This is a genomic window from Sphingobacterium athyrii (assembly GCF_003071065.1).
Classification (GTDB): domain Bacteria; phylum Bacteroidota; class Bacteroidia; order Sphingobacteriales; family Sphingobacteriaceae; genus Sphingobacterium; species Sphingobacterium athyrii.
In genome coordinates this window covers 40,368-63,336 of the sequence record NZ_QCXX01000004.1, presented here as the reverse complement: position 1 = coordinate 63,336, position 22,969 = coordinate 40,368, and the positions used below count along the sequence as shown (strand labels likewise).

General features: G+C 40.4%; 24 protein-coding genes. 2 read left to right on the top strand and 22 right to left on the bottom strand.

The genetic code is table 11. The features are described from left to right. Window positions 1-2: 2 nt before the first annotated feature. The 16 genes from nuoH to DCO56_RS14915 all read right to left on the bottom strand — a co-directional run bounded on the left by nuoH (window position 3) and on the right by DCO56_RS14915 (window position 14,693). On the bottom strand, window positions 3-1,046 hold the full coding sequence (gene nuoH / locus DCO56_RS14995) for an NADH-quinone oxidoreductase subunit NuoH (protein WP_108634601.1): 1,044 nt from the start codon (window positions 1,044-1,046) through the stop codon (window positions 3-5). A 9-nt stretch (window positions 1,047-1,055) separates the two neighbouring features. Beyond that, window positions 1,056-2,075 carry an NADH-quinone oxidoreductase subunit G gene (locus DCO56_RS14990; RefSeq protein ID WP_104383488.1) on the bottom strand — a complete coding sequence of 340 codons (1,020 nt, stop codon included), beginning with the start codon at window positions 2,073-2,075 and terminating at the stop codon, window positions 1,056-1,058. Between the two features lie 30 nt (window positions 2,076-2,105). Beyond that, the gene (gene nuoF, locus DCO56_RS14985) at window positions 2,106-3,461 is read right to left on the bottom strand and encodes an NADH-quinone oxidoreductase subunit NuoF (RefSeq protein ID WP_108634600.1); all 1,356 of its coding nucleotides are present in this window, start codon (window positions 3,459-3,461) and stop codon (window positions 2,106-2,108) included. Between the two features lies 1 nt (window position 3,462). Continuing rightward, window positions 3,463-3,984 (bottom strand): NADH-quinone oxidoreductase subunit NuoE family protein, encoded by a 522-nt coding sequence (locus tag DCO56_RS14980; protein ID WP_108634599.1) that lies wholly within the window; start codon window positions 3,982-3,984, stop codon window positions 3,463-3,465. Next, complete coding sequence (locus DCO56_RS14975) at window positions 3,977-5,212, bottom strand: NADH-quinone oxidoreductase subunit D (protein WP_181390567.1); 1,236 nt, start codon at window positions 5,210-5,212, stop codon at window positions 3,977-3,979. Before DCO56_RS14975 ends, DCO56_RS14980 begins: the two co-directional genes overlap by 8 nt. Window positions 5,213-5,222: 10 nt before the next feature. Next, the gene (locus DCO56_RS14970; protein ID WP_108634598.1) at window positions 5,223-5,717 is read right to left on the bottom strand and encodes an NADH-quinone oxidoreductase subunit C; all 495 of its coding nucleotides are present in this window, start codon (window positions 5,715-5,717) and stop codon (window positions 5,223-5,225) included. A gap of 3 nt (window positions 5,718-5,720) precedes the next feature. Further along, a complete protein-coding gene (locus DCO56_RS14965; RefSeq protein ID WP_104383484.1) occupies window positions 5,721-6,272 on the bottom strand; it encodes an NADH-quinone oxidoreductase subunit B in 552 nt (183 codons plus the stop codon). A gap of 62 nt (window positions 6,273-6,334) precedes the next feature. Next, window positions 6,335-6,709: an NADH-quinone oxidoreductase subunit A gene (locus DCO56_RS14960; RefSeq protein ID WP_108634597.1), complete on the bottom strand. Its 375-nt coding sequence runs from the start codon at window positions 6,707-6,709 to the stop codon at window positions 6,335-6,337. Between the two features lie 119 nt (window positions 6,710-6,828). Further along, complete coding sequence (locus tag DCO56_RS14955) at window positions 6,829-8,649, bottom strand: tetratricopeptide repeat protein (RefSeq protein WP_108634596.1); 1,821 nt, start codon at window positions 8,647-8,649, stop codon at window positions 6,829-6,831. Window positions 8,650-8,674: 25 nt separating this feature from the next. Then, window positions 8,675-9,601 (bottom strand): PstS family phosphate ABC transporter substrate-binding protein, encoded by a 927-nt coding sequence (locus tag DCO56_RS14950; RefSeq protein WP_165309462.1) that lies wholly within the window; start codon window positions 9,599-9,601, stop codon window positions 8,675-8,677. 329 nt (window positions 9,602-9,930) lie between these two features. Then, complete coding sequence (locus DCO56_RS14940) at window positions 9,931-10,821, bottom strand: TonB family protein (RefSeq protein ID WP_108634594.1); 891 nt, start codon at window positions 10,819-10,821, stop codon at window positions 9,931-9,933. A gap of 33 nt (window positions 10,822-10,854) precedes the next feature. Next, complete coding sequence (locus tag DCO56_RS14935; protein WP_104383478.1) at window positions 10,855-11,412, bottom strand: ExbD/TolR family protein; 558 nt, start codon at window positions 11,410-11,412, stop codon at window positions 10,855-10,857. 24 nt (window positions 11,413-11,436) lie between these two features. Beyond that, entirely contained in the window at window positions 11,437-12,099 is a 663-nt protein-coding gene (locus tag DCO56_RS14930) for an ExbD/TolR family protein (RefSeq protein ID WP_108634593.1), read from the bottom strand. A 103-nt stretch (window positions 12,100-12,202) separates the two neighbouring features. After that, on the bottom strand, window positions 12,203-13,027 hold the full coding sequence (locus DCO56_RS14925; RefSeq protein ID WP_108634592.1) for a MotA/TolQ/ExbB proton channel family protein: 825 nt from the start codon (window positions 13,025-13,027) through the stop codon (window positions 12,203-12,205). Window positions 13,028-13,459: 432 nt separating this feature from the next. After that, window positions 13,460-13,810, bottom strand: a complete 351-nt coding sequence (locus DCO56_RS14920; protein ID WP_108634591.1) for a translation initiation factor — start codon at window positions 13,808-13,810, stop codon at window positions 13,460-13,462. A 4-nt stretch (window positions 13,811-13,814) separates the two neighbouring features. Continuing rightward, window positions 13,815-14,693: a diacylglycerol/lipid kinase family protein gene (locus DCO56_RS14915; RefSeq protein WP_108634590.1), complete on the bottom strand. Its 879-nt coding sequence runs from the start codon at window positions 14,691-14,693 to the stop codon at window positions 13,815-13,817. A gap of 307 nt (window positions 14,694-15,000) precedes the next feature. Here DCO56_RS14915 and metK point away from each other — a divergent pair, with 307 nt between their 5' ends. Together metK and DCO56_RS14905 are read left to right on the top strand one after the other, a co-directional pair. Continuing rightward, the gene (gene metK / locus DCO56_RS14910) at window positions 15,001-16,254 is read left to right on the top strand and encodes a methionine adenosyltransferase (protein WP_108634589.1); all 1,254 of its coding nucleotides are present in this window, start codon (window positions 15,001-15,003) and stop codon (window positions 16,252-16,254) included. Window positions 16,255-16,336: 82 nt separating this feature from the next. Next, on the top strand, window positions 16,337-16,741 hold the full coding sequence (locus DCO56_RS14905; protein WP_206531839.1) for a Dabb family protein: 405 nt from the start codon (window positions 16,337-16,339) through the stop codon (window positions 16,739-16,741). On the opposite strand, the gene DCO56_RS14900 is transcribed toward DCO56_RS14905, so the two are convergent. From DCO56_RS14900 to DCO56_RS14875, 6 genes are read right to left on the bottom strand one after another with little or no spacing between them, the layout of a single operon-like run. Continuing rightward, window positions 16,734-18,062, bottom strand: a complete 1,329-nt coding sequence (locus tag DCO56_RS14900; protein ID WP_108634588.1) for a DUF58 domain-containing protein — start codon at window positions 18,060-18,062, stop codon at window positions 16,734-16,736. The two genes, DCO56_RS14905 and DCO56_RS14900, sit on opposite strands and share 8 nt — an antisense overlap. Beyond that, the gene (locus DCO56_RS14895) at window positions 18,062-19,051 is read right to left on the bottom strand and encodes an AAA family ATPase (protein WP_108634587.1); all 990 of its coding nucleotides are present in this window, start codon (window positions 19,049-19,051) and stop codon (window positions 18,062-18,064) included. The genes DCO56_RS14900 and DCO56_RS14895 overlap by 1 nt, the downstream gene beginning before the upstream one ends. After that, window positions 19,048-20,241 carry a DUF4350 domain-containing protein gene (locus tag DCO56_RS14890; RefSeq protein WP_108634586.1) on the bottom strand — a complete coding sequence of 398 codons (1,194 nt, stop codon included), beginning with the start codon at window positions 20,239-20,241 and terminating at the stop codon, window positions 19,048-19,050. The genes DCO56_RS14895 and DCO56_RS14890 overlap by 4 nt, the downstream gene beginning before the upstream one ends. Then, a complete protein-coding gene (locus tag DCO56_RS14885) occupies window positions 20,238-21,062 on the bottom strand; it encodes a DUF4129 domain-containing protein (protein WP_181390566.1) in 825 nt (274 codons plus the stop codon). Before DCO56_RS14885 ends, DCO56_RS14890 begins: the two co-directional genes overlap by 4 nt. Before the next feature lie 28 nt (window positions 21,063-21,090). Then, the gene (locus DCO56_RS14880; RefSeq protein WP_108634584.1) at window positions 21,091-22,002 is read right to left on the bottom strand and encodes an ABC transporter permease; all 912 of its coding nucleotides are present in this window, start codon (window positions 22,000-22,002) and stop codon (window positions 21,091-21,093) included. Beyond that, window positions 21,993-22,955: a stage II sporulation protein M gene (locus DCO56_RS14875; RefSeq protein WP_108634583.1), complete on the bottom strand. Its 963-nt coding sequence runs from the start codon at window positions 22,953-22,955 to the stop codon at window positions 21,993-21,995. Before DCO56_RS14875 ends, DCO56_RS14880 begins: the two co-directional genes overlap by 10 nt. Window positions 22,956-22,969 lie beyond the last annotated feature (14 nt).

The following is a 22,969-nucleotide window of genomic DNA, read 5'->3' as shown; positions in this document are numbered from 1 at the left end:
TATTATGATGAGAAATAAGTATCTTTTATCAATGTGAATACCCCTGTAAGTACAATATTGGCAATGGCCAGTGGAATCAGCATCTTCCAGCCCAGATTCATCAATTGATCATAACGGAACCGTGGCAAAGTCCAACGTACCCACATAAAGAAAAAGATAAATCCAAATATTTTCAGGAAGAATACAATGACACCAATAACTGTGATCCAATTTGCAGACAGCCCAAGGTCATTCATAAAAGGGAAGTTATACCCTCCGAAATACAGTGACGCCATCAATGCCGAGGACACAAACATATTGATGTATTCCGAGAACATATAAAGGCCCAATTTCATCGAAGAATACTCTGTATGATAACCGCCGACCAATTCCGTTTCACATTCCGGTAAATCAAATGGAACACGGTTACACTCTGCAAATGCGCAGACCATAAAAATAATAAATCCGAGGGGCTGTGCCCAGATATTCCAATTGACAAAACCCGATTGTTGGGCTACAATTTCTTTAAGCGAGAGACTTTGCGTCACCATCAACAATGCGATAATGGAAAGTCCCATGGCAATTTCATAACTGATACTTTGTGATGCCGCACGAATCGCGCCCATTAACGAAAATTTATTATTGGACGCCCATCCGCCCAGCATGATGCCATATACGCCCAATGCGATGACCCCAAACATGTACAATATACCAACATTGACATCTGCCACCTGCAGTGAGACCATACGATCGCCAATCTGTAACTCCTGTCCCCAAGGGATAACTGCCGAACTGATACAGGCCGTAATGATTGCAATGGTCGGCCCGACAATAAAGAGCACCTTATGTGCACCGGCAGGAATAATCTCTTCCTTAAAGAAGAACTTTCCACCATCGCACAATGGCTGTAGGAGACCAAATATACCAGCCCGATCCGGACCATAGCGATCCTGCATAAAACCTGCTATTTTACGCTCGGCAAGTGTTGAGTACATCGCAATTACCAAAGTAATGACGAAGATCACAGACACCAGTATTAATTTTTCTATAACAAAAGACCACTCCATGATTTGTGCTTATTTCAATTTTTCAGTTCTAGCCAGCTGTTCGCGATTTTGCTGCTGAAGTATCGGATTTTCCTTCACCACTTTTGGCGGATTAAATAGTTCATAATGATTGGCAGAAATAACAGACTGTGGATCAATTTCTGTCGGTTCATCCAAGATCCAATCGCTTGTTTTTTTCTGGTCAAAACGACAGGTATTACAAATAAATTCTTCCACCTCGCCAAATTCATCTTTCCGCGCCGTCACCCGAATAACTTCTTCGCCCTTGTACCATAATGTCACTTTGCCCGAACAAGTTGGACAATCACGATGTGCATCTACCGGTTTTGTAAACCAGACCCGATTTTTGAATCGGAAAGTTTTATCGGTCAACGCGCCAACCGGACAGACATCAATCACGTTTCCCGAAAAATCATTGTCAATGATATTTTCGATATAAGTAGATATCTCCGAATGATCCCCACGGCCCAAAATACCATGTACGCGTTGATCCGTCAACTGGTTGGCCACATAAACACAACGATAGCATAGGATACAGCGGTTCATATGCAATTGTATTTTGTCACCCAGATCAATTTGTTCAAATGTTCGGCGATCAAACTCATAGCGTGTATCGGCACTGCCATGTTCATACCCTAGATCTTGTAACTTACATTCTCCGGCTTGGTCGCAGATCGGACAATCCAGCGGATGATTAATCAAAAGAATCTCAACGACGCCCTTTCTGGCCTCGACCACCTCCGGCGAAGTAATATTTTGCACTTCCATGCCATCCATAACAGTCGTTCGACAGGAGGCCACGAGTTTTGGCATCGGCCGAGGATCCTTCTCAGAGCCTTTCGAGACCTTAACTAAACAAGTACGACACTTCCCACCACTCCCTTCCAGTTTAGAGTAATAGCACATAGCCGGTGGAACGATGTCCCCACCAATTTGCCTTGCAGCATTCAATATGGTTGTCCCCGGCGCGACCTCTACTGGTATACCGTCGATTGTGACCTTAAACTTTACATCTTCCGCTTCTGCCATGATAGTTATAATTTATCGTTACAGCTTTTATTATGATACAATTGGTTGTAGTGGATCCGCATAATGCGCCAATCCGTAATTTCTTGTTTGTGACTCCTCCGGATGTAGTATATGCCATTCAAATTCATCCCTAAAGTGTCTGATCGCTGCAGCTACGGGCCAAGCCGCCGCATCACCCAATGGGCAGATTGTATTTCCCTCGATCTTACGCTGTACGTCCCAAAGCAAGTCAATATCGGACATAGCCCCATGTCCACTTTCAATTTTATGCAACACTTTTTCCATCCATCCGGTTCCTTCACGGCAGGGCGAACATTGTCCGCAGCTTTCATGGTGATAGAACCGGGCAAAGTTCCAGGTATTACGAACAACACATTGGTCCTCGTCAAATACGATGAAACCACCCGAGCCAAGCATGGTCCCTGTTTGAAAACCACCGTCGGACAAGGATTCATAAGTCATCAAACGGCTATTTCCAGCAGCTGTCTTCAGGATAAGGTTTGCTGGCAGAATGGGGACTGATGAACCACCGGCCACAACAGCCTTCATCCGCTTCCCATTAGCGATACCACCACAGTATTCATCCGAATAGATAAATTCTTCTACCGATAGCCCCAGTTCAATTTCATATACCCCAGGTTTAACGATATTACCACTGGCTGAAATCAATTTAGTCCCTGTACTACGCTCGACACCGATGGTTGCGTACTCTTCTCCGCCCAGATTAATGATAGGGACAGTTGCCGCAATAGACTCCACATTATTTACTACTGTAGGGCAATTATATAATCCGGCTATAGCGGGGAACGGAGGTTTGATACGAGGGTTGCCCCGTTTTCCTTCCAAAGACTCCAATAATGCAGTTTCCTCCCCACAGATATATGCACCTCCACCCGGTTGGACATAAATCTCCAGATCATAGCCAGAGCCCAATATATTCTTACCTAAAAATCCATTCGCCTTTGCTTCAGCAATGGCACGTTCCAAGATTCTGATCTGCGGCATCATTTCACCGCGCACATAGATATAAGATGTATTTGCGCCAAGGGCAAAACTGGACACAATCATCCCCTCGATCAATGCGTGTGGAATATGTGTCATCAAATAACGGTCCTTAAATGTACCCGGTTCGGACTCATCCGCATTACAGACCAAATAACGCGGCACCCCCTCTGGCTTGGCCAGAAAAGACCATTTCATTCCTGTCGGAAAGCCTGCGCCACCTCTACCACGTAGTCCAGATTTTTTCACCTCCTCAACCACATCTTCGGGAGACATTGTTTTTATTACTTTTTCAACAGCAACATAGCCCCCTTTTTGACGATAAACCTCAAAGGTATTGATGCCGGGAACATCGATATGTGTCAACAAAAGTTTACGTGCCATATTATTCTGTTTTAGCTTTTAAATTATCAATCAATTCGTCCACCTTAGCTTCATCCAAATTCTCATAAAAGGTATATTCCGGCCCGATCTGTAGAACGGGACCAAATCCGCAGGCAGCAAGGCATTCCACACCACGCCAAGAGAAAAGCCCATCCGTCGTCACTTCACCTTCTCTTACACCAAGCTTTTGCTCCAAATGTCCCATGATCCGCTCTGCGCCAACTAAACAACAAGGGCCGGTACGGCAGATCTCCAGGACATATTTACCTTTGGGTTCCAGCAGAAACATCGTATAGAAAGTTGCAACTTCATAGACTTCAATAGGTAAAATATGGAGATAAACAGCTACTTGATCCATTGCATCGGCGCTAACCCAACCAAATTCAGCTTGGACCAAATGCAAAATGGGTAATAGACCTGATTTTTGCTTCCCTTCCGGATAACGGCTCACTACTTCGCCAAACTTTGCCAATAGTTCCGGGGAAAACGTTACATTTTCATTATGTTGTTTTACACTAAGCATCTAATTCTCCTGCTATAACGTTAAGACTACTCATATTTAAAATCGCATCTGATATCAACATACCTGCGCTCATTGGAGCAAACATTTGATAATTGACAAAAGAAGGTCGTCTAAAGTGAAGACGATAGGGCGAACGTCCGCCATCATGAATCAAATAAAAGCCCAGTTCGCCGTTTGCTCCCTCTACCGAATGATATACTTCAGCTTTAGGTGTGTCTACCTCACCCATGACGATTTTAAAGTGATAGATCAGCGCTTCCATATTGGTATAAACCTGTTCTTTCGGTGGCAGATAAAAATCGGGCACCTCCGCATGAAACACACCTTTAGGTTCTTTCTCTATTTTTTCCAACGCTTGCTCAATGATGCGAAGTGATTGCCACATTTCCTCGTTCCGGACCATAAATCGGTCATATACATCCCCCGTTGCTCCGACAGGCACATCAAAATCAAACTCTTCATACGAACAGTAGGGGTTTTGTACCCGAATATCATAGTCTACACCTGTCGCCCTTAGGATTGGTCCGGACCAACCGTAATCCAATGCCTCCTCCGGAGTAACGGCAGCGACACCCGAAGTTCGTTCAATAAAGATCCTGTTTCGCACAAACATCTCCTCAAACTCTTTCAATACCGGGGGATAGCGTTTCAAAAATTCACGGATTTTCTCAAAGGCAACAGCATTGAAATCACGTTCAAATCCGCCAATACGACCAATATTTGTCGTCAGGCGCGCCCCACAGATTTCTTCAAAGATCTCATAGATAAATTCACGTTCCTGCATCACATACAAGAAACCAGAAAAAGCCCCTGTATCGACACCCAAAATTCCATTGCAAATGATATGGTCGGCTATACGGGCGAGCTCCATCACAATGACCCGCATATATTGCACGCGCTTTGGAATTTCGATTTCCAACAGTTTTTCAACCGTCATGTGCCAGCCCATATTGTTAATGGGTGCTGAACAATAATTTAAACGATCCGTGAGTGGAGTGATCTGATAAAACGGTCTGTGTTCAGCAATTTTTTCAAAAGCACGATGAATATAGCCTATAGTGGAAACACCACTGACGATACGCTCCCCATCTATCTGCACCACATTCTGGAATACCCCATGTGTAGCGGGGTGCGTAGGGCCAATATTCAGGGTGATTAGCTCATCCTGTGGATCATTATCCTCGAAAACTGGCTGATTAGATGTTATCTTGCTTATAAACTCGCTCATATCATATAAATTAACGGCCGAAATACAAATCTTTCTTATCTACTCGATTTGGATCTTCCAAAGGATATTCCTTTCGCATCGGAAACACATCCATATCGTCAACATTCAGGATTCTTCTCAAATCCGGATGTCCTATAAAATTTACACCAAAAAAATCATACGTCTCACGCTCCATCCAATTCGCCCCTTTCCAAACAACCGTAGCTGTTGGTATTTCCGGATTTGGACCATATAAAAACACTTTTACTCGTATACGGATATTGTGAATCAAACTATGAATGTGATAGACAACAGCAAACTCTTTCTCCAGATGCGGATAATGTACCGCAGTAATATCTGTTAAATGAATAAACTGTAATTCATTGTCCAACTTCAGAAAGCGCAGCACAGCGGTGATATCTTCGACATCCACAAGAATGGTCAATAAATGATGCGCATCTGGAATTTCTACAATCTTTGCCGGAAAATTTCCTTGGAGTTTCTCCAATAAAAAACTGTTCTCCATCCTTTATTTATTTGTATGTATACCGTATTTTTCTAATAGCGCCCTATATTCGGGTGTATTTCGCCTATTTAAGGACTCATTTTTAACGATATCCTGTAAGCGCAATACACCATCCAAAATAGCCTCGGGCCGAGGAGGACAACCGGGCACATAAACGTCCACAGGAATAATCTCATCAATACCCTGTAACACAGAATAGGTATCAAAGATCCCGCCACTGGAAGCACAGGCTCCCACTGCAATCACCCAACGGGGCTCCGCCATCTGCACATAGACCTGTCTCAGGACAGGAGCCATCTTCTTTGCAATAGTTCCCATGACCAACAGCATATCTGCCTGGCGCGGAGAAAAGCTTGGCCGTTCTGCACCGAATCTAGCCAAATCGTAAGTAGAACCCATCGTAGCCATAAATTCGATACCACAGCAGGATGTGGCAAAAGGCAGGGGCCACAATGAGTTTGCACGTGCCAATCCGATCGCTTTATCCAAACTTGTCGCAAAGAATCCTGCGCCTTCTACTCCCGGAGGAGCTTCTGCCAATTTTATATCACTCATGAAAAGACGATTTATAAGGTTTAAGTACAATCGGCCCTTGTAGCCAATCGTTTCAGGACTGTTTAGTCCCAGTTCAAAGCTTTTTTCTTAATGACATAGATAAAGCCCAATAAGAGCAATCCCATGAAAATAAACATCTCGATCAAGCCCTGAAAGCCCATTTCTCTAAAATTGACGGCCCATGGATACATGAAAATAACCTCAACATCAAAAATGACAAACAGGATCGCGACCAGAAAATACTTAATTGAAAAAGGCTGCCGAGCATTTCCGACGACTTCTACACCGGACTCAAACGCCCCGAGCTTATTTTCCGTCCGGACTTTTGGCCCTATAAGATGTGTAATAATAATGGTACCTACCCCAAAACCTACGGCTACAATGAGCTGTATTAATATAGGTATGTAATCTATCGGCATACTATTGGCGTGCTCCATCTCAATCAAAATTTATATTGGTAACTGTCTTTAAATATAGAGATTCCATGACTAAAATCAAAACAAAAAAGGCGCAGATCGTACGATCTGCGCCTAATTTAGAATGATTTCAGTTAAGCTTATTTCAAAGCGTCTAAGTATCCTTTAACATCCTCGTTTGCAGGATCAATTTCCAATACTTTCTGGAAGGCTTGCTTTGCTTTCACTGTATCTTGCTTCAAGTAATGAAAAAGACCAATGTAAGTATAACCATCTACCAAATACGCTTTATTTTTCTCTTGCGTACCTCTTTGATTAATTGTATCAATCAATTTTTGGAATGCAGCAACAAAATCACCTTTTGGCTGCGCCATATCATCCGCTCCCAAAGCTGAAAATGCTTTGTAATATAACGCATTCACTAAGTATTTATCTTGTGCCTCTTTATTATCGGTAGTTTCAATGATTGTAAGCTCCTTTTGAGCATTACCAAAATCAGCAATAGCTTGATTTCTTAAATCTTGATTAACATAGTTTCCTTCAGCATCTTTCGCTTGAGTATCTTTTTTGAAACCAATTTGGTAGCTACCCTCACCAGCGTAATAGTGCGAATCGAAGTAGTAAGGAGAATCTTTATACTCGCCTACAAGTCCGAATAAAGATATTGCAGTCTGTAATTCTTGCTCTTGGTATTTCGCAAATGCCAATTCAGCAACTTCACCCAACAATTCTTTATCTCCTTCAATCGCTTTCTTAATGTTTGCAATACCTTTTTGGATATTTGCTGTGTTTTCCGGAGTCAAAACTGGAGCAGCCGCTACAGCCGTGCTATCCGTTGCTGTACTATCCGCACCAGCAGCCGGAGCAGCAGGTTTCGGACTGTTAGTAGCAATTTCAGCCATACCTAGGTACATATAATCCAGCGGGATCACACGGTCTTTCTCCATTTTGCTGAACATTTGGTTCAAATATTCCAATGCTTTTGGATAATCTTTCGATTTTTGGAACGCGATATATCCCAAATAACGATAGATTTTTGGATCTATGGAAGGATTTTTAGCCAATTCTTCCGATACAGTTTTCAACTCGTCATATTGACGTGCATAAACCAAGAAATCGGCATAACGAATTTTTGCCTCCAACGTATTGTCACCCGCTACTTCCAAATATTTTTTGTATTGCTCAACACCTTTTTTGTTCAACTCAACATATTTTTCATCTGTCGTTCCAGGCATTTTCGACCATTGGTAATACGTTTCAGCCAACTCGCGATAAGTCGGTGCATAAGTCGGTGTTTCAGCAACAATCGCTTCCAATTGAGTTACAGCCTCGTCATAGGCTTGTGCGCCACGAACGATAATTGCCTGACCAACTTTGGCTTTAACCGAATTTTGATCAATATCCATTGCGTCACCATAGCTGGTATACGCCAACGAACCTTCTCTCAATCCACGGTACGCATCACCTAAAGCTAAAGGAATGGCTATATCCTTGGTATTTTTTGCTTTCGCTTGTGTCAGATATTCCAAAGCTTTCGCATAGTCTGGCTCTGGCGTATTGATATATGCACGACCGATTTCCAATAATGGCTCGTAATCTTTTTTACCTAATTTTGCAGTTGCCAAAGCAAACTTGGATTCAGCACTAGCTTTATCCTTTTTCAGTAAGTCAACATAACCCAAACCTACGTTGTTAATTGTCGCTTTTGGATCATTAGTCAAACCTTGGTTGAAAATTGCAGCGGCAGAGTCTGCTCTGTCGTTTACCAAATAAACTTGACCCAAATAGAAATAATTATCTCCATTCTTAGGTTGCTTAGTCACTAACTGTTGAAGAATAGTTTTCGCTTTACCATAGTTTTCAGCCTCGATGGCTGCTCTAGCATCTTTCAAACTCTGTGCACTTACTGTGCCCACAGACCCAGCCAATAAAAGACTAAATAATAATTTACTGTTTGTCATAATCTATTTTTGTACTATTTATTATCTATTTAATATAACTCTCATCTCTAATAATGATCTCACGTCCGGGCATTGTTGCAGGAACTAATCCCGCTTTTAATATGATCCGCTGGCCGCGATCTCCTGTCAAAAAAGCACTGAAGCCTAGGCCCAAACCCATGTTGGGCTGATAGTTCATAATGTAAACCGGTCTTATGAACGGATACACTCCGTCGGCTATGGTTGACTGTGATGGCTTATAAAAATGTGCCTTGTCTGCCCCCGCACTAACATTTTCGATGCTCAATGTACGAATTTTATCCAATAATTGCGAATTTTTTTCAACTGCTTTCAAGTACCAATTATATCCGATAACACCCACAGCATTAGCATTTTCACTGATGTACTTCATCACATCCTCGCTGTCTTTCATCGCTGAAATAGCCTTTGGATCAATTTTCTCCAACTTATAGTAATCCTTTAAAAAACGTAAAGTACTTGAATTGGCATTATCAAAAACCAACCGTTGGCCACTTACACTACCCTCCAACAAAGACTTAACGTTCTTTTGAGACATTATAGTATCAGCACTACTCCGATTATTGATTAATACCACAGCATCGGATGCCATCTGGAAAATTTTAGGTTGAATACCACGCTTCTTAAAGTATTCATCTTCCTGAGCGGTGAGCTTTCTAGTCAATACGACCACATAAGCAGAATCCGCCAGCAAAGCATTGACCGTTTTGATTTCTGGCCTGGCCATCAGCTCAAGGCTAGAATTCGGATAAGAACTCTCAAATACATCAGCAGATTCTTTAATGATCGGCAATAACGTCTGATCGACTAACACCGGCAGTTTGCCCGTTAGAATATCATCACTCTCCTTTTTCTCCTTGGTCCTGTCTTTGCAAGATTGAAATAATCCTGCACAAAGTCCAAGCATTACAAGAATTACACTATATTTTCTCATACGATACATCATATAATTAGACAATTAAAATAAAAGAATAGTTTAATTTTTGAAGAGAGTTAATTGAAATTAAAAAGAGCGCCAGCCGCTAATTAAAATTGTTTTGCCAAAGTCGTACAAACCGCATAAAAGAATAGAGGATCAATACAACGCCAAAGACTGTTTTGTATGTCGGATTAATCTCAATGGGAAAATTATCCCAAAAAATAATCAGTAGGCCCAAAACAAAATAAAAACCAAACATAAATAGTCCTAAAATAGACAGAAATCGCTTTAAAGGCGATTTCTGTCTATAATTAGAATTATTATTCGAATTAAAATCTGTCATTCTAATTTTGAATAGTATTCAAACGAATTGGCAGGGTGTAAGCTACACGAACTGGACGACCATTTTGAATACCTGGTTTCCATTTTTTAGCTTTCTTCAACAACTTAACAGCTGCATCTCCCGTACCATATTTCAAATCGCGTTTTACGTTGATATCTGTCAAGCTACCATCTCTTTCCACGACGAAAGAAACTTCCACAACACCGTTGATTCCATTTTCTAATGCCGCTTGCGGATAATCATAGTTAGAAGAAATCCATGACATAAACGCTTTCATACCTCCAATTGGCTCTGGATTCACCTCTACCGCCGTAAAGATTTTATCTCCATTTGGATCACCGTTTGGATCTCCTTTTGAAACACCAGTGATTCCACCGTCCTGTTTCTTCGAACCAAACTCACCACGTGCTACCGAAGTACCTGTAGGACTACCTTTCAAAGTGATGCGTGCCGGAGTTTTGTTTGGATCTTTCAACTCTTCCTGAGAAGCAACTTCTTCCACAACTTTATTTGCGGGAGCTACTTTTGGCTCAGGAAAACGAATCAAATCCTCTTTTGGCACATCCATAGCCACTTGCTGAGGTTTCTCTTCCGGTTCTTGTGGAAGGGGCTCCTCTTCTGGTGGTTCTGGTGGTTTGATCTCTTCAAGGTCTTCCAAGGTAACTTCTGTTACTGCAGGAGGTGCTTCAACAGGTTTCTTCGGAAAAATTTTATCTCCGAAAAGACGAAGAAGGCTGGCAAGAACGACTACGCCGATAACGACAAGCAATCCTCTATTAGTCGCTTTAGGGGCAAGTTTACGCAGCTCATACGCTCCGTATTCTTTGTTACGTCCCTGAAAAACGACCTCAAGCCATTCTTTCTTAAAAATATCTAATTTTGACCCTATCATATTTTTATACTTTATCGTGCTATCTAAAAATGATTAATCATTGTAGATATTATCACGTTTTAAAACCTCCACTTCTTCTGGACTGATTTTAGCAATCATGTAACGTTTGATATCAACGATTTTCATTTCGTCAAGAATATCAACTAGGTTACGTTGCGTGCTTTTATCACTCGGTCTAATGATAACGATCAAATCCTTACCGCCAGCAACGCGTGGTACATAGGCTTTTTTCTCCAGCAATACCTTGCGAATACCGTCAGCTCCGTAACCAACAGTCGTTGGTCCTTCGATCGGATTTTTTACTTGTCCGTAAATCACAGAGACTTTGTTATCAGATCCCAATAAAAGTGTCAATGAACGGTTATCAGCTGTCAATAAATCCGGCTGAGGCTCATCCTTAACTTTATTTTTATCTGGCATCGCCACGTCCATCGCTTGTGGTTTATTTAAAGATGTGGTCAACATGAAAAAGGTAATCAATAGGAAGGCCAAATCCACCATGGCTGTAAGGTCGACCTTACCACCATTTTTCTTGGACCGAACTTTCCCGCCTTTGCCTTTTTTACCACTATCCTGATTTAATTCTGCCATTTTTTGTTCTTATTAAATCGTCAATTATTTTTCCTCAGCACGCATGCCAGTGATGAAACTGAATTTGTTTTGCTTTTGATTACGCAATGTTTCGATCACCTGGTTTACAGAAGGATATTTTTCATTTGCATCAGCTTTGATAGCAATCTTCAAAGGGCCCGGGTGAACAAAGTTCCTGTCCGATGATTCCTTTTCTTTATTTACTTCTTCAGCAGCTAAACGTGTGTTTTGCACCCAGTAGTACAACTCGTTAGAGGTATTTTCTGTACTGTCAATCGGAATACCCGTTTGTACACCCTTTTCAGTGCGCTTGCTGCCGTCCAGAGCCAATAATCCTTTCAACTTAGACATTGGTACACCAAAGTTCTCCATCAGTTTGAAATGATCGTAGTCCTCTTGCGAAAAGCCAATGCCGTATTTTGCAGACATTCTTTCTAGTGCTTTTACGCGAACCTGTTGATCCGTCGTTCCGAAGAAAACTTTTCCACCATCACCGATCGTAATCATACCTACATTAGAGTCAGGTAATTTATCTTTCGTAGTTGATGCTGGGGTATCCACCGTCAATGCTTCCGGTTGGCGCGCTGTCGCCGTTAATACGAAGAACGTAAGCAGCAAGAACGATACGTCACACATCGCTGTCATGTCGATAGACGTACTGGCTCTTTTTACTTTTGCTTTACCCATTTTAAATTCTTCTTTTTAAATTAATTAAACTCAATCTTCTATCCTATGATGCTTTAGATTTTTGATTTCCATAAAATAAAATCAAAAATTTTCATCACAGTTCTTATTTGTGGTTTGCAGCGTATGTTTGTACGATTGAGAAACCAGCTTCGTCGATAGAGTAAGTTAATTTATCGATTTTTGCAGTAAAGATGTTATACAATACGATAGCGAATGTTGAAGTCGCGATACCTGTTGCTGTATTGATCAAGGCCTCAGAGATACCGTTTGCTAATTTAGCTGAATCTGGAGCACCACCGGTTGCCAACGCCGAGAAGGCTTTGATCATACCTGTTACTGTACCTAATAGACCACATAATGTACCGATAGAAACTAATGTTGCGATTACGTTTAAGTTTTTCTCTAACATTGGCATTTCTAATGCTGTAGTTTCTTCGATTTCTTTTTGAATTGCGATAGTCGCTTTTTCGGTGTCAACGTTAACGTCAGCTGATACGGCTTTGTATTTCAATAAACCCGCTTTAACTACGTTTGCAACTGAACCTTTTTGCTTGTCACACTCAGCGATAGCTGAATCGATGTTTCCACCATTAATCAAAGATTGAATTTTTCTTACAAAGTTTCCAACGTTTCCAGTACCAGAAGCTTTGTTGATAACGATAAAACGTTCTACGGAGAAAACCCAAACCATTAAGAATAAACCAAGCAAAACAGGTACGATAGCCCCAGCATGGTAAACCATTCCTAAGTAGTTACCTGGGTTAGGAGCATTTTCAGGGTTGTTGTCAACGAAGTTAGTCGGATTTCCCATCACAAATTTCCATACACAGAAACCCACGATGAAACAGATGATGATTGCAGCTTGAGCAAAGAAAGATCCTCCGTTGTTGCTCTCTTGTTTTGCAGCAGTTTTAGGTGCGTTTGCCATTTTTCTAATTTTTAGTTTTTTACTGTTGTTTAAATATATAATGTTGTTTAAATTATATGCACTCTTATTCGCTTTTGAAGTCAATTTTGCAAAGCAAATTTAATATTTAATGTCAAATTTAAAATATTCATCTCAAATATATAAAAAAAATCAAATTTGTTTTTTCAAACTGAATACACCAACCAATGGTGTCATTTTTCTCAGCAGTTCCCGTATATAATCCTTATTACCATCAGCTAAATCGCTTATTAGCAATAATTATTTTACAATGAAAACCATTTTTTTTTTGATATGCAAGAAAAACGAGGATTTTAAGCGACAAAAAGTAAGTGATTACTCATGTTTTCTGATAAATAACTCTGTTTATTCTTTGTCATATTCACCTAATAAACAACCCATTAGATTTGCTATAATTCACACAGATATAGTTGTTTAACCACCAACTAATTTCACCCGATACCCTTCCTTAAGTAACAAATCATAGATCTTTTGCTTAAATTCACCCTGAATAACAATTTCCCCGTCTTTCACCGTGCCCCCCACTCCACATTTTTGTTTCAGGAATTTACCCAAGGCCTCCAGATCTTCCGCTTGTCCTATAAAACCCGTGACCAGGGTAACAACTTTGCCCTTCCGCATTTTGCGGTCAAGCTGCACTTTAAGGTTCTGCTGGTTGACAGGTAATGTCTCCGCTTCCTGGAAAAGATCGGCAAGCTGGTAGTTAAAACTATCATCCGTTGAATATACAACGCCTTCGTAAGACTGTTTCTTATTTTTACTCATGATTTTAACAAATAATTTTTATCGCCTTTGGCATAATGGAAATATTTAGCTTATCACCAAGTTCTAGGGGTTCTCCATCCACATGCACCGGTGACACCGCATCTACCTCAATCTCAATATTCTTGCCTGGAATGATCTCCACATAACTTGACTGATCCGCGGATTTATTAAATAGGTGAAAAATCATTTTTGGTAAGATATATAAAGGGAACTTATGCACGATACAGACATCCAATATCCCGTCGTTGACCGAAGCTTGTGGCGCGATATAAGCATTATTCCCATATTGAGGCGAGTTGGCGACACTGATCATAAAGGCCTGTCGTTCGTAGACTTTTCCATCTATCGTTAATTTATAATGCGCTGGCTGGTATTTGCTCAGCACATTAAAAACAGATTTCATATAGCCCAATGGACCGCGAATATTTTCGTTGGCAAAATTTTCACTCACCGATGCATCAAATCCGAGTCCCGCTATATTAAAAAAACGTCGGTCATTGATAACACCACAATCAACTTCTATAGATTCAAAACGGTTTATACGGCGGATAGCCGCAGCTTCATTCATCGGGATACCTAAGTAGAGTGCCAGACCATTACCAGATCCTTCCGGAATAATACCCAAGGGTATGCCTGAACCGACTAAAGCAGACCCCAGCTCGTTGATCGTTCCATCACCACCCACTGCGATCACCGCATCGTATCCTTCCTGAACGGCCTGCAAACCGATTTCATAAGCGTGGTTGGGTCTTGCAGTTTGCTGAAATGTAGGATCAAATTTCTGCAAATCCAGCACATCCAATACCTGCTTTTTAAAGGACGTTTTACGTTTTCCTCCTGAAATAGGGTTAATAACAAACAATATTTGTTTACGTTCTGACATATCCAAAGATAACGGAAATTACCAATTTCTTAAAATAATGTAATCTTTGTACCGTTTTAGCGTCGCTTTTTAAGTCTTTTAAAATTAAAAGACAAATTTGATTTTAAATATCCCACAAAGTATTGTAGCTTTGTCGCAACAAAAAATAGAATGTGGACTGATTTGCGTGCTGTTGCCTACACAAAGCAACGACAAGGAGATTGCAACCACAGTAAAAAAGTGCTAAAAACCCTTCGCTATCACGGCTCTTATCACTTTGCTGTTATTTCATTTCTAGCGCAAATCCAATATTAAAATTACGTAAGGCATGGCTTATTTATTTACGTCAGAATCTGTTTCTGAAGGGCATCCGGACAAAGTAGCGGACCAAATTTCAGATGCATTAATAGACAATTTTTTAGCATGGGATGAAGATTCACGTGTTGCTATTGAGACTTTGGTAACGACTGGACAGGTCGTTCTCGCTGGTGAAGTTAAATCGAACATCTACTTAGATGTGCAGAAAATAGCCCGCTCTGTTATCCAAAAAATTGGCTACACAAAGTCTGAATATATGTTTGAAGCAAATTCTTGTGGTGTGTTATCTGCAATCCATGAGCAATCTGCAGATATCAATCAGGGTGTGGACCGCAAAACAAGACAAGAGCAGGGAGCTGGTGATCAAGGCATCATGTTTGGTTATGCCAACAATGAAACGGACAACTTCATGCCCTTAGCCTTGGATCTTTCCCACCGCCTTTTATATGAGCTAGCAGAGCTGCGTCGGGAAAACAATGAAATACAGTATTTACGTCCGGATGCCAAGTCACAAGTAACCTTGGAATATGGTGATGACCACAAACCAAAAAGAATTGACACCATTGTAATTTCTACACAGCATGATGACTTCGACACCGAACCGGTCATGTTGGACAAGATTACGCAGGATATCAAAACAATCTTAATCCCTCGCGTAAAGGCACAATTGAAGCCAGAGCTTCAGCTGTTATTCAATGATGAGATTAAATTCCATATCAATCCCACAGGTAAGTTTGTTATCGGGGGGCCACATGGCGATACAGGGCTTACTGGCCGGAAGATCATTGTTGATACGTACGGAGGCAAAGGTGCCCATGGTGGCGGTGCCTTTTCAGGAAAAGATCCGTCAAAAGTGGATCGCTCAGCAGCATATGCGACCCGTCATATTGCCAAAAACCTAGTTGCGGCAGGTGTAGCGGACGAAATCCTTGTTCAGATCTCCTACGCAATTGGCGTAAAAGACCCAATGGGTATTTATGTGAACACCTATGGCACAAGCAAAGTAAATCTCACAGACGGTCAGATCGCTGATAAAATAGCGCATCTATTTGATATGACTCCTTATGGTATCGAGACTCGTCTTGGTTTAAGAAATCCAATCTATTCCGAGACTGCAGCATATGGTCACATGGGACGAACTCCAAGAAAAGTAACGAAAGAATTTGAAAGTTCCACTGGAGAAAAGAAACAAATCGAGGTCGAATTATTCACTTGGGAAAAATTGGACTACATCGAAAAAGTAAAAGAAGAGTTCGGTCTATAAGGACTAGCTACTAAAATAAAAAAAGGGATGCAAGAAATGTATCTCTTTTTTTGTACCTTAATGGTTCTAAACCGTATCATCAATGAAAAGACGCAATTTTTTACTTGCACCTATGGTGCTCGTCACCGCACCCACATGGGCAAATCCGGCGCAGTCAGATAATGACCTACACCCCAGCACAATTATTCATGTTGTTAATTTTTGGCTGAAGGAAGATATCAGTGAAAAAGATAAAAAGGATTTTGTCGGTTTCTTTGAAGAACTCCGCAAAATTGATACGATCAAAACGCTCAATTATGGCATTCCAGCACCGACAAATGCGCGAGCAGTCGTTGATAATAGCTTTGACTATACATTGATTGTCACATTCAAGGACCTTAAAGATATCACTGTATACGAAACACACCCGATCCACCTGAAAGCGATCGAAAAATATCAGCATTTTTGGACGAAAGTCATGGTCAAAGATACTTCCATCATTAAATAAGTCCGCGTGCTTTTATTTCCAAATATTTATTGATTGAGTTGATCGTTAAATTTTCGGGTGCAGTATAGATCGTCTGAAATCCATTGCGGATGAGCTCTTGCACTATAAGCTGTTTCTCGTAGATAAATTTCTCAGCAATGATCTGGTTATAGATCTCAATGGTCTTTTTCGGAGCACTTTTGGCTAAATCTTCTACTTCAACATTTTTGAAGACAATGACAACAATGATATGACTCCGGTTTAACATAGAAAGGTAATTCATCTGCCTTCTTAAAGAGTCTAATGTCTCAAAATTTGTATAGAGAAAGATTAGCGAGCGCTTATTGATATGCGCTTTTGCATAACTATAGAGTTTGCCATATTCAGGTTCCTCAAAGTTTGTGGTCACTTGATATAGTGCTTCCGAAATCTTGAGCATTTGGTTATTTCTCTTTTCGGCAGGTATAAACACATTCACCTCTTTCGAAAAAGTCAACAATCCAGCACGGTCCTGCTTTAATATTGTCGCATTTGAAAGAACCAATGATGCATTGATTGCATAATCCAGTAATGTGAGACCATCAAAAGGCATTCGCATAGCTCGCCCCAAATCTATAAATGAATAGATCGGTTGTGATTTTTCCTCTTCATATTGATTGACCATTAATTTTTTGATCTTCGCAGTAGCCTTCCAGTTCATGTGTCGATAATCATCCCCCTGAACATATTCCCTGACGTGATCAAACTCCATGGCCGAGCCAATGCGACGGATACGTTTTATTCCCAATTCATTAAGTCTATTGCTCGTCGCCAAAAGCTGATACTTCCTCAATTGAATATATGACGGATAACAGGGGATCTGCTGCGCCTGATTGGTCAAAAACCTTCTTTTAAAGAACCCAAACCGCTTCACCAGTGCGATACATCTGCCAAACTCATATATACCTCTTTGCGTTGGTCGCATCAAATAAGAAATTTCAGTGCTTTGATATGCGGACAAACGGGTAAAATATTCATTGTTCCGTATCTGCAACTGTATCGGAAATTCTTCCAAGATTTCGATGGAAGTAGGAAACGGGTAAAAGGAATTGATCATTAATTTCATCGGATTTTCATCGCCGTTGGATAATTTCTCAGGATATATCCTTGTGATTTCGACACGTCCTTTGCCTGAGAATAATACAATGAAATCAAAAATCAATACCGCCAGCCACAGCCAAAACACAATCCATGCAACAGTAAACAATCCCTTCATAAAAAAAGAAATCGCAAAGAACGTCGCTATTCCCAACAAGGAATAGAAAAACTGATTGGTCAGAAAGAGCTGCTTTATTTTCCCCATTATCTTGGAATTTCTACCGAATTAATGATTTGATCTATAACATAAGCCGTTGTAAAGCCTTCCATTTCTCGCTCAGGAGTCAACATGACCCGATGACCTAATACCGCAGCAGCCACTCTTCGAATATCCTCGGGCGTCACAAAATCTCGTCCGCTCAACGCCGCAGATGCTTTGGACGACTCCAGCAGCGCAATAGAAGCCCTCGGTGAGGCCCCCAAAGTTAAGCTCGGATTGGTACGTGTTTTTATGATCACCTGAGCAATATAATTTAGCAGTTCGTCATGTACAAAAATTGATTTGATCAGACGCTGAAAAGAGAAAATCTCTTCCGCCGAAACCACACTGCCAACTTGATCCTCTTTGTTTGATGCTTTTTGTGCATGATGCTCCTTCAAAATTTCCAATTCGTGCTCAAGTTCCGGATAATCCACATTGATCTTAAAAAGGAAACGGTCCAACTGCGCCTCAGGCAAACGATAAGTTCCTTCGTGCTCGATGGGATTTTGCGTAGCGAAAACTATAAATGGAACAGGCAAGAGATAGGTATTTCCATCGACCGAAACCTGATGCTCTGCCATACTTTCAAAAAGCGCGGCCTGCGTTTTCGCAGGAGCACGGTTGATCTCGTCAATCAAAACAATATTAGCGAAAATCGGCCCTTTGCGAAATTCAAATTCATTGCTCTTTAGATCCAGAATAGATGACCCGGTCACGTCTGAAGGCATCAAATCTGGGGTGAACTGAATCCGTTTAAAGTCACTACTGATTGTCTTGGCAATTAATTTTGCAGATAAAGTCTTCGCAACACCCGGTAATCCTTCTATTAAAGAGTGTCCGGATGCCAAAATCGAAATCAATAACATATCAATCAATTGATCCTGTCCTACAATAACTTTTTTTACCTCCGACTTTACCTGAGTCATTTTTTCATATAAACCCGATATATCAATTCGGTTTTCAAAAGATATATATTTATCGAAGTCACTCATATCATTTTTGCTTTATGTTTAAAATCTTCTATAATTTCATTGATCTGTCTTAATTCGGTCAAGTCGTGCACTTGTGTTCCCTGCATTCGAATTATTAACCCAATGAGCTGTTGTGTTTCAGTAAGTGGAACACCTGACCGCTCAGCCAATTCTTCACAGAACCCATTTTCTCTTAACTCCAGTGTATCCATATGAAAACGGCTCCGAAGGTCGTGCAGGAAATAATCTATTTTTTTATCAACCATATTGCCCGGCGTGCCGTTTTCATAATATAAGGTCGCAATTGTTTCACAAAATTCTTTGGAAAGATTCGGCTCCGGTTTGACAATCGCCACCGCACGCTGTTCTCTTTTACTCTTAAACACAAGTAAAAGAATAAGTCCCCCCAATAGCACATACCAAGCTTGCCGTAACCCCTCATTGGTCAATAAAACCCGCAATGGAGTGCGATATTGATCTATATTCGCCTTGAAATCATACCAAGCAATCGGTTTATCGTTTAAGTATGACAATGCTTTGGCGGCATAAGCATATTGAGAAGCTGAGTTCAGTAAATAATAATTGCCAAATAAATCGGGGGTCAAATGTAGGTAAAGCCGACCTTTACCAACCCTCACTTCGACGAAATTAGGTAATAAATAATCTTGATAAGTGATTCCCCCTAGAATAGTCGCATTTTTTGGCAATTTACTAAAAACCTCACTTAAGTCCGATTTAGCATAATGAATTTTAGTATTATCGTTGGTCAGCTTCACCCTTAAATGACTTTTAATATCAACACCTTTCTTGTAGCCATAAAAATCCTTCACTTTTATGTTTAGGGAATCCAAAAGAGTATAGTCAATTGTTTCCGCAATAATCATTGCTTTTCCCCCTTGGGACACATAGTCAAGTAATTTATTGCCCGCGGCTTCACCCAAGGAAAAATACGAGGTATAAAACAGCAGATTCATTGCGGTTCCCTGTGTACTATCCAGGTATTCATAGAGCGGGCGCTTGACATCGACATTGCGCTGATCAATTATATGCTTTAATTCTTGCCGGAGCACATAGGCTCCAAAAGGATTTTTATCTTTTGCATCGAAAGTTCGATCCCAAATAATCGGTTTCTTACTCGTCATATCGATGACGCCAATCAGTAGCAAAACAGCTCCCAGCAATATCAATCCAAATTTTACTGACCCTTTCATTTAATTTGATTTTGATATTGGTTAAACAGTTGTTCATAATGACTAAAGTCGGACTCTTTTAATTCAAATTGTCCAAACCAAACGTAGTCAAATACCCGGGTACATTCCTCGAAGCCCGCACGCAAATTCTTATCTTGGACCTCATTCGCAAATTCTGCATTTGTTTTACTATGCTTCCATTTAATATAACCTGCTTGTGCCAGCTTTTGAATATTCAATAATTGTAGGTAACGAATTCCCAGTGCATAATTTTTTTGCGCGACAGCATCCCTAATATACTGACTGAGATCGCTGTTCATCAAATTTCTTTCCACATATGCCAATGTATCCAAATCGTCTGCTTCCTGCTCATGTTTAATGAAATACTGGTTTTTATTGTATAATACCTTATAGAGTACAAAAGCCAGTGCTATTAACGCCAAGAAGGCAAATACATAACCAAATTCTTTGTTAAATTTATACGGATTATCCGGCATGATATCCCCAAGCCATTCCGAAATACGTTGTAAGATACGTTGCAATACACTTATTTTATCTTTGATATTCTCAGAATACACAAAATCATCACGCTCATATCGCCTGATAATTTCCGGATAGGGATCCATCTTAAAAGCGCGTTCTTGGCTATATTTAGGAATAGAATCAAATAAATGCGGATCCCAAAGGTCATCTTTACTATCCGCTGCTTTAGCCATCGTAACGGAATCCACCGTAGCAGAATCTATGGTGAGGGCGGCAGAATCCACAGCCACCGAGTCTGCTGTATACGTTTCCGAATCCTCAGTCTGCGGTTTGGGGTCACAGGCGCTTAATGAAAGCATGTATACAAAGGAAAAAAAGAATAGTAGCCTATTCATTTCCACCTCCAATCTGATCAATCATCCCATAAATGCGTTCCCCGAATTTGAGATCCTTGGCCGTTTCGTAAATTATGCCGTTGGCCAAGACACCGGACATATATAAAAATAATGTAAATAGGGTAATAAACATCCCGCCCAAAGTCATCAGTAATTTACCCCAGGATGAATCAAAGAAGGCAGCTTCCATCCCCAAAAAATTGTAAGATATCAGCGAAACAATTATTAAAGGAATTACAGAGATCATCATAACAGCCATCTGGAAAATAAAATTGACGATATATGTCGCTACACCATATTGGATCAATTTTTTGCTCAGCATAACATAAGCATCTGTAAAACAGCTCCCCAAATCTGAATAACCTTCACGATAAAATAAAAACGAACTAAATAACCAAATTCCTACCATTGACATTAATATACCAATTGCAAAGCTTCCGATAAACGGGATAAATGCCGAGATTACCGCAACGATGGCGAGAGGTATAAAAACAACGATCAAAGCCAAGATCATCGCAAATAAGAACATAAAATACTTGCCTATATTTGTCCTAAAATTTCGTAGGACCTCCTTTCCTGTGAACAATGTGTTTTTACGTTCTTTCAGCAGAATAAAGTATTCGATAGAAATTCCATATACGTATAATCCCAGCGCAATTAGGGCCATGATCAGTAATGCCGCCCAGGTAAATCCATCAATATCTTCAAATGAACTACTGTGTGCAGAGAACGTAATTTTTGTAGAAAGGAAATAGTATACCAACGCTATTGCTGCTAGCGGTAATACAGACAACCCAAATATGGTCGTCACGAAATGTTTATAGATCAATTTGAAAAGATCAATAAAGCTCTGGACAAAATCGCCTATCTTTCGTTCTTTCTGAAATTCAAAATCTACTTCCATTGAAATCGTTTTGCTAATCGATAGGGGTTAATAACATAAAAAAATAGTATTGCCAGCAATGACAGGAGTATGATGAATAGACTGAGCCAAACAGATACATTATAATATCTTGTTACAAAACCTTCTAATGTACCAGCGACGATAAAAAATGGTACCGTACTGACCAATACTTTCATGGCTGTCTTTGCTGTCTGAACAAAAGAAGCCATCCGGGTATAAGATTTGGGAAACAAAATGCTATTTCCGATTGCAAGCCCACATCCTCCAGCGACAATAATCACAGAAATTTCAATCGTGCCATGGATCCAGATCGCCGACATAGCCTTTCCCATCACACCATATTGAAAAAACATCTGATGGAAAGCGCCCAACATAATGCCATTGCTAAACAATATATAGCCCGTACCAATGCTCAAAAATAGCCCAAAAGCAAAAGCCATAAAAGCCACACGGACATTATTGATTGTAATCCAGATCGCTGATCCAAAATTACTTCCTTTACCATAAACTGCCGCAGGATCGCCTGCTTTAATACTCTCTATGGTGGAATCTACATAAAAATCTCCCAAAATAAGCCGAATAAAATCTATATCGTACATCGCCGAAAGGAAGCCAATCGCTGATGCAAGAACAAAAATCAATAGGGAATAAAAAAGCTGCCTACGAATTGACCAAATTGCCTGTGGAATCTCCTCGTTGATAAAAGACTTGAATTTACTATTGGAGGCTTTTCGATCCTTATAGATTTTTTGATGTGCAGTTACAGCAAGTTCATTTAAATAATTTCGTACCTTACTATTGGGATAAAATGTCTGCGCATAAGCCAGATCATTTGTTAGCTCAATATAGTTCGATGCCAATTCATCTGGGTCTACCTGTATGTTAATTGACAAATTATTTTCAATTAACGTCCATTTTTCTTTATTTCGTTCTACAAATGATGCTTCTCTCATTAATTTTTTTAACT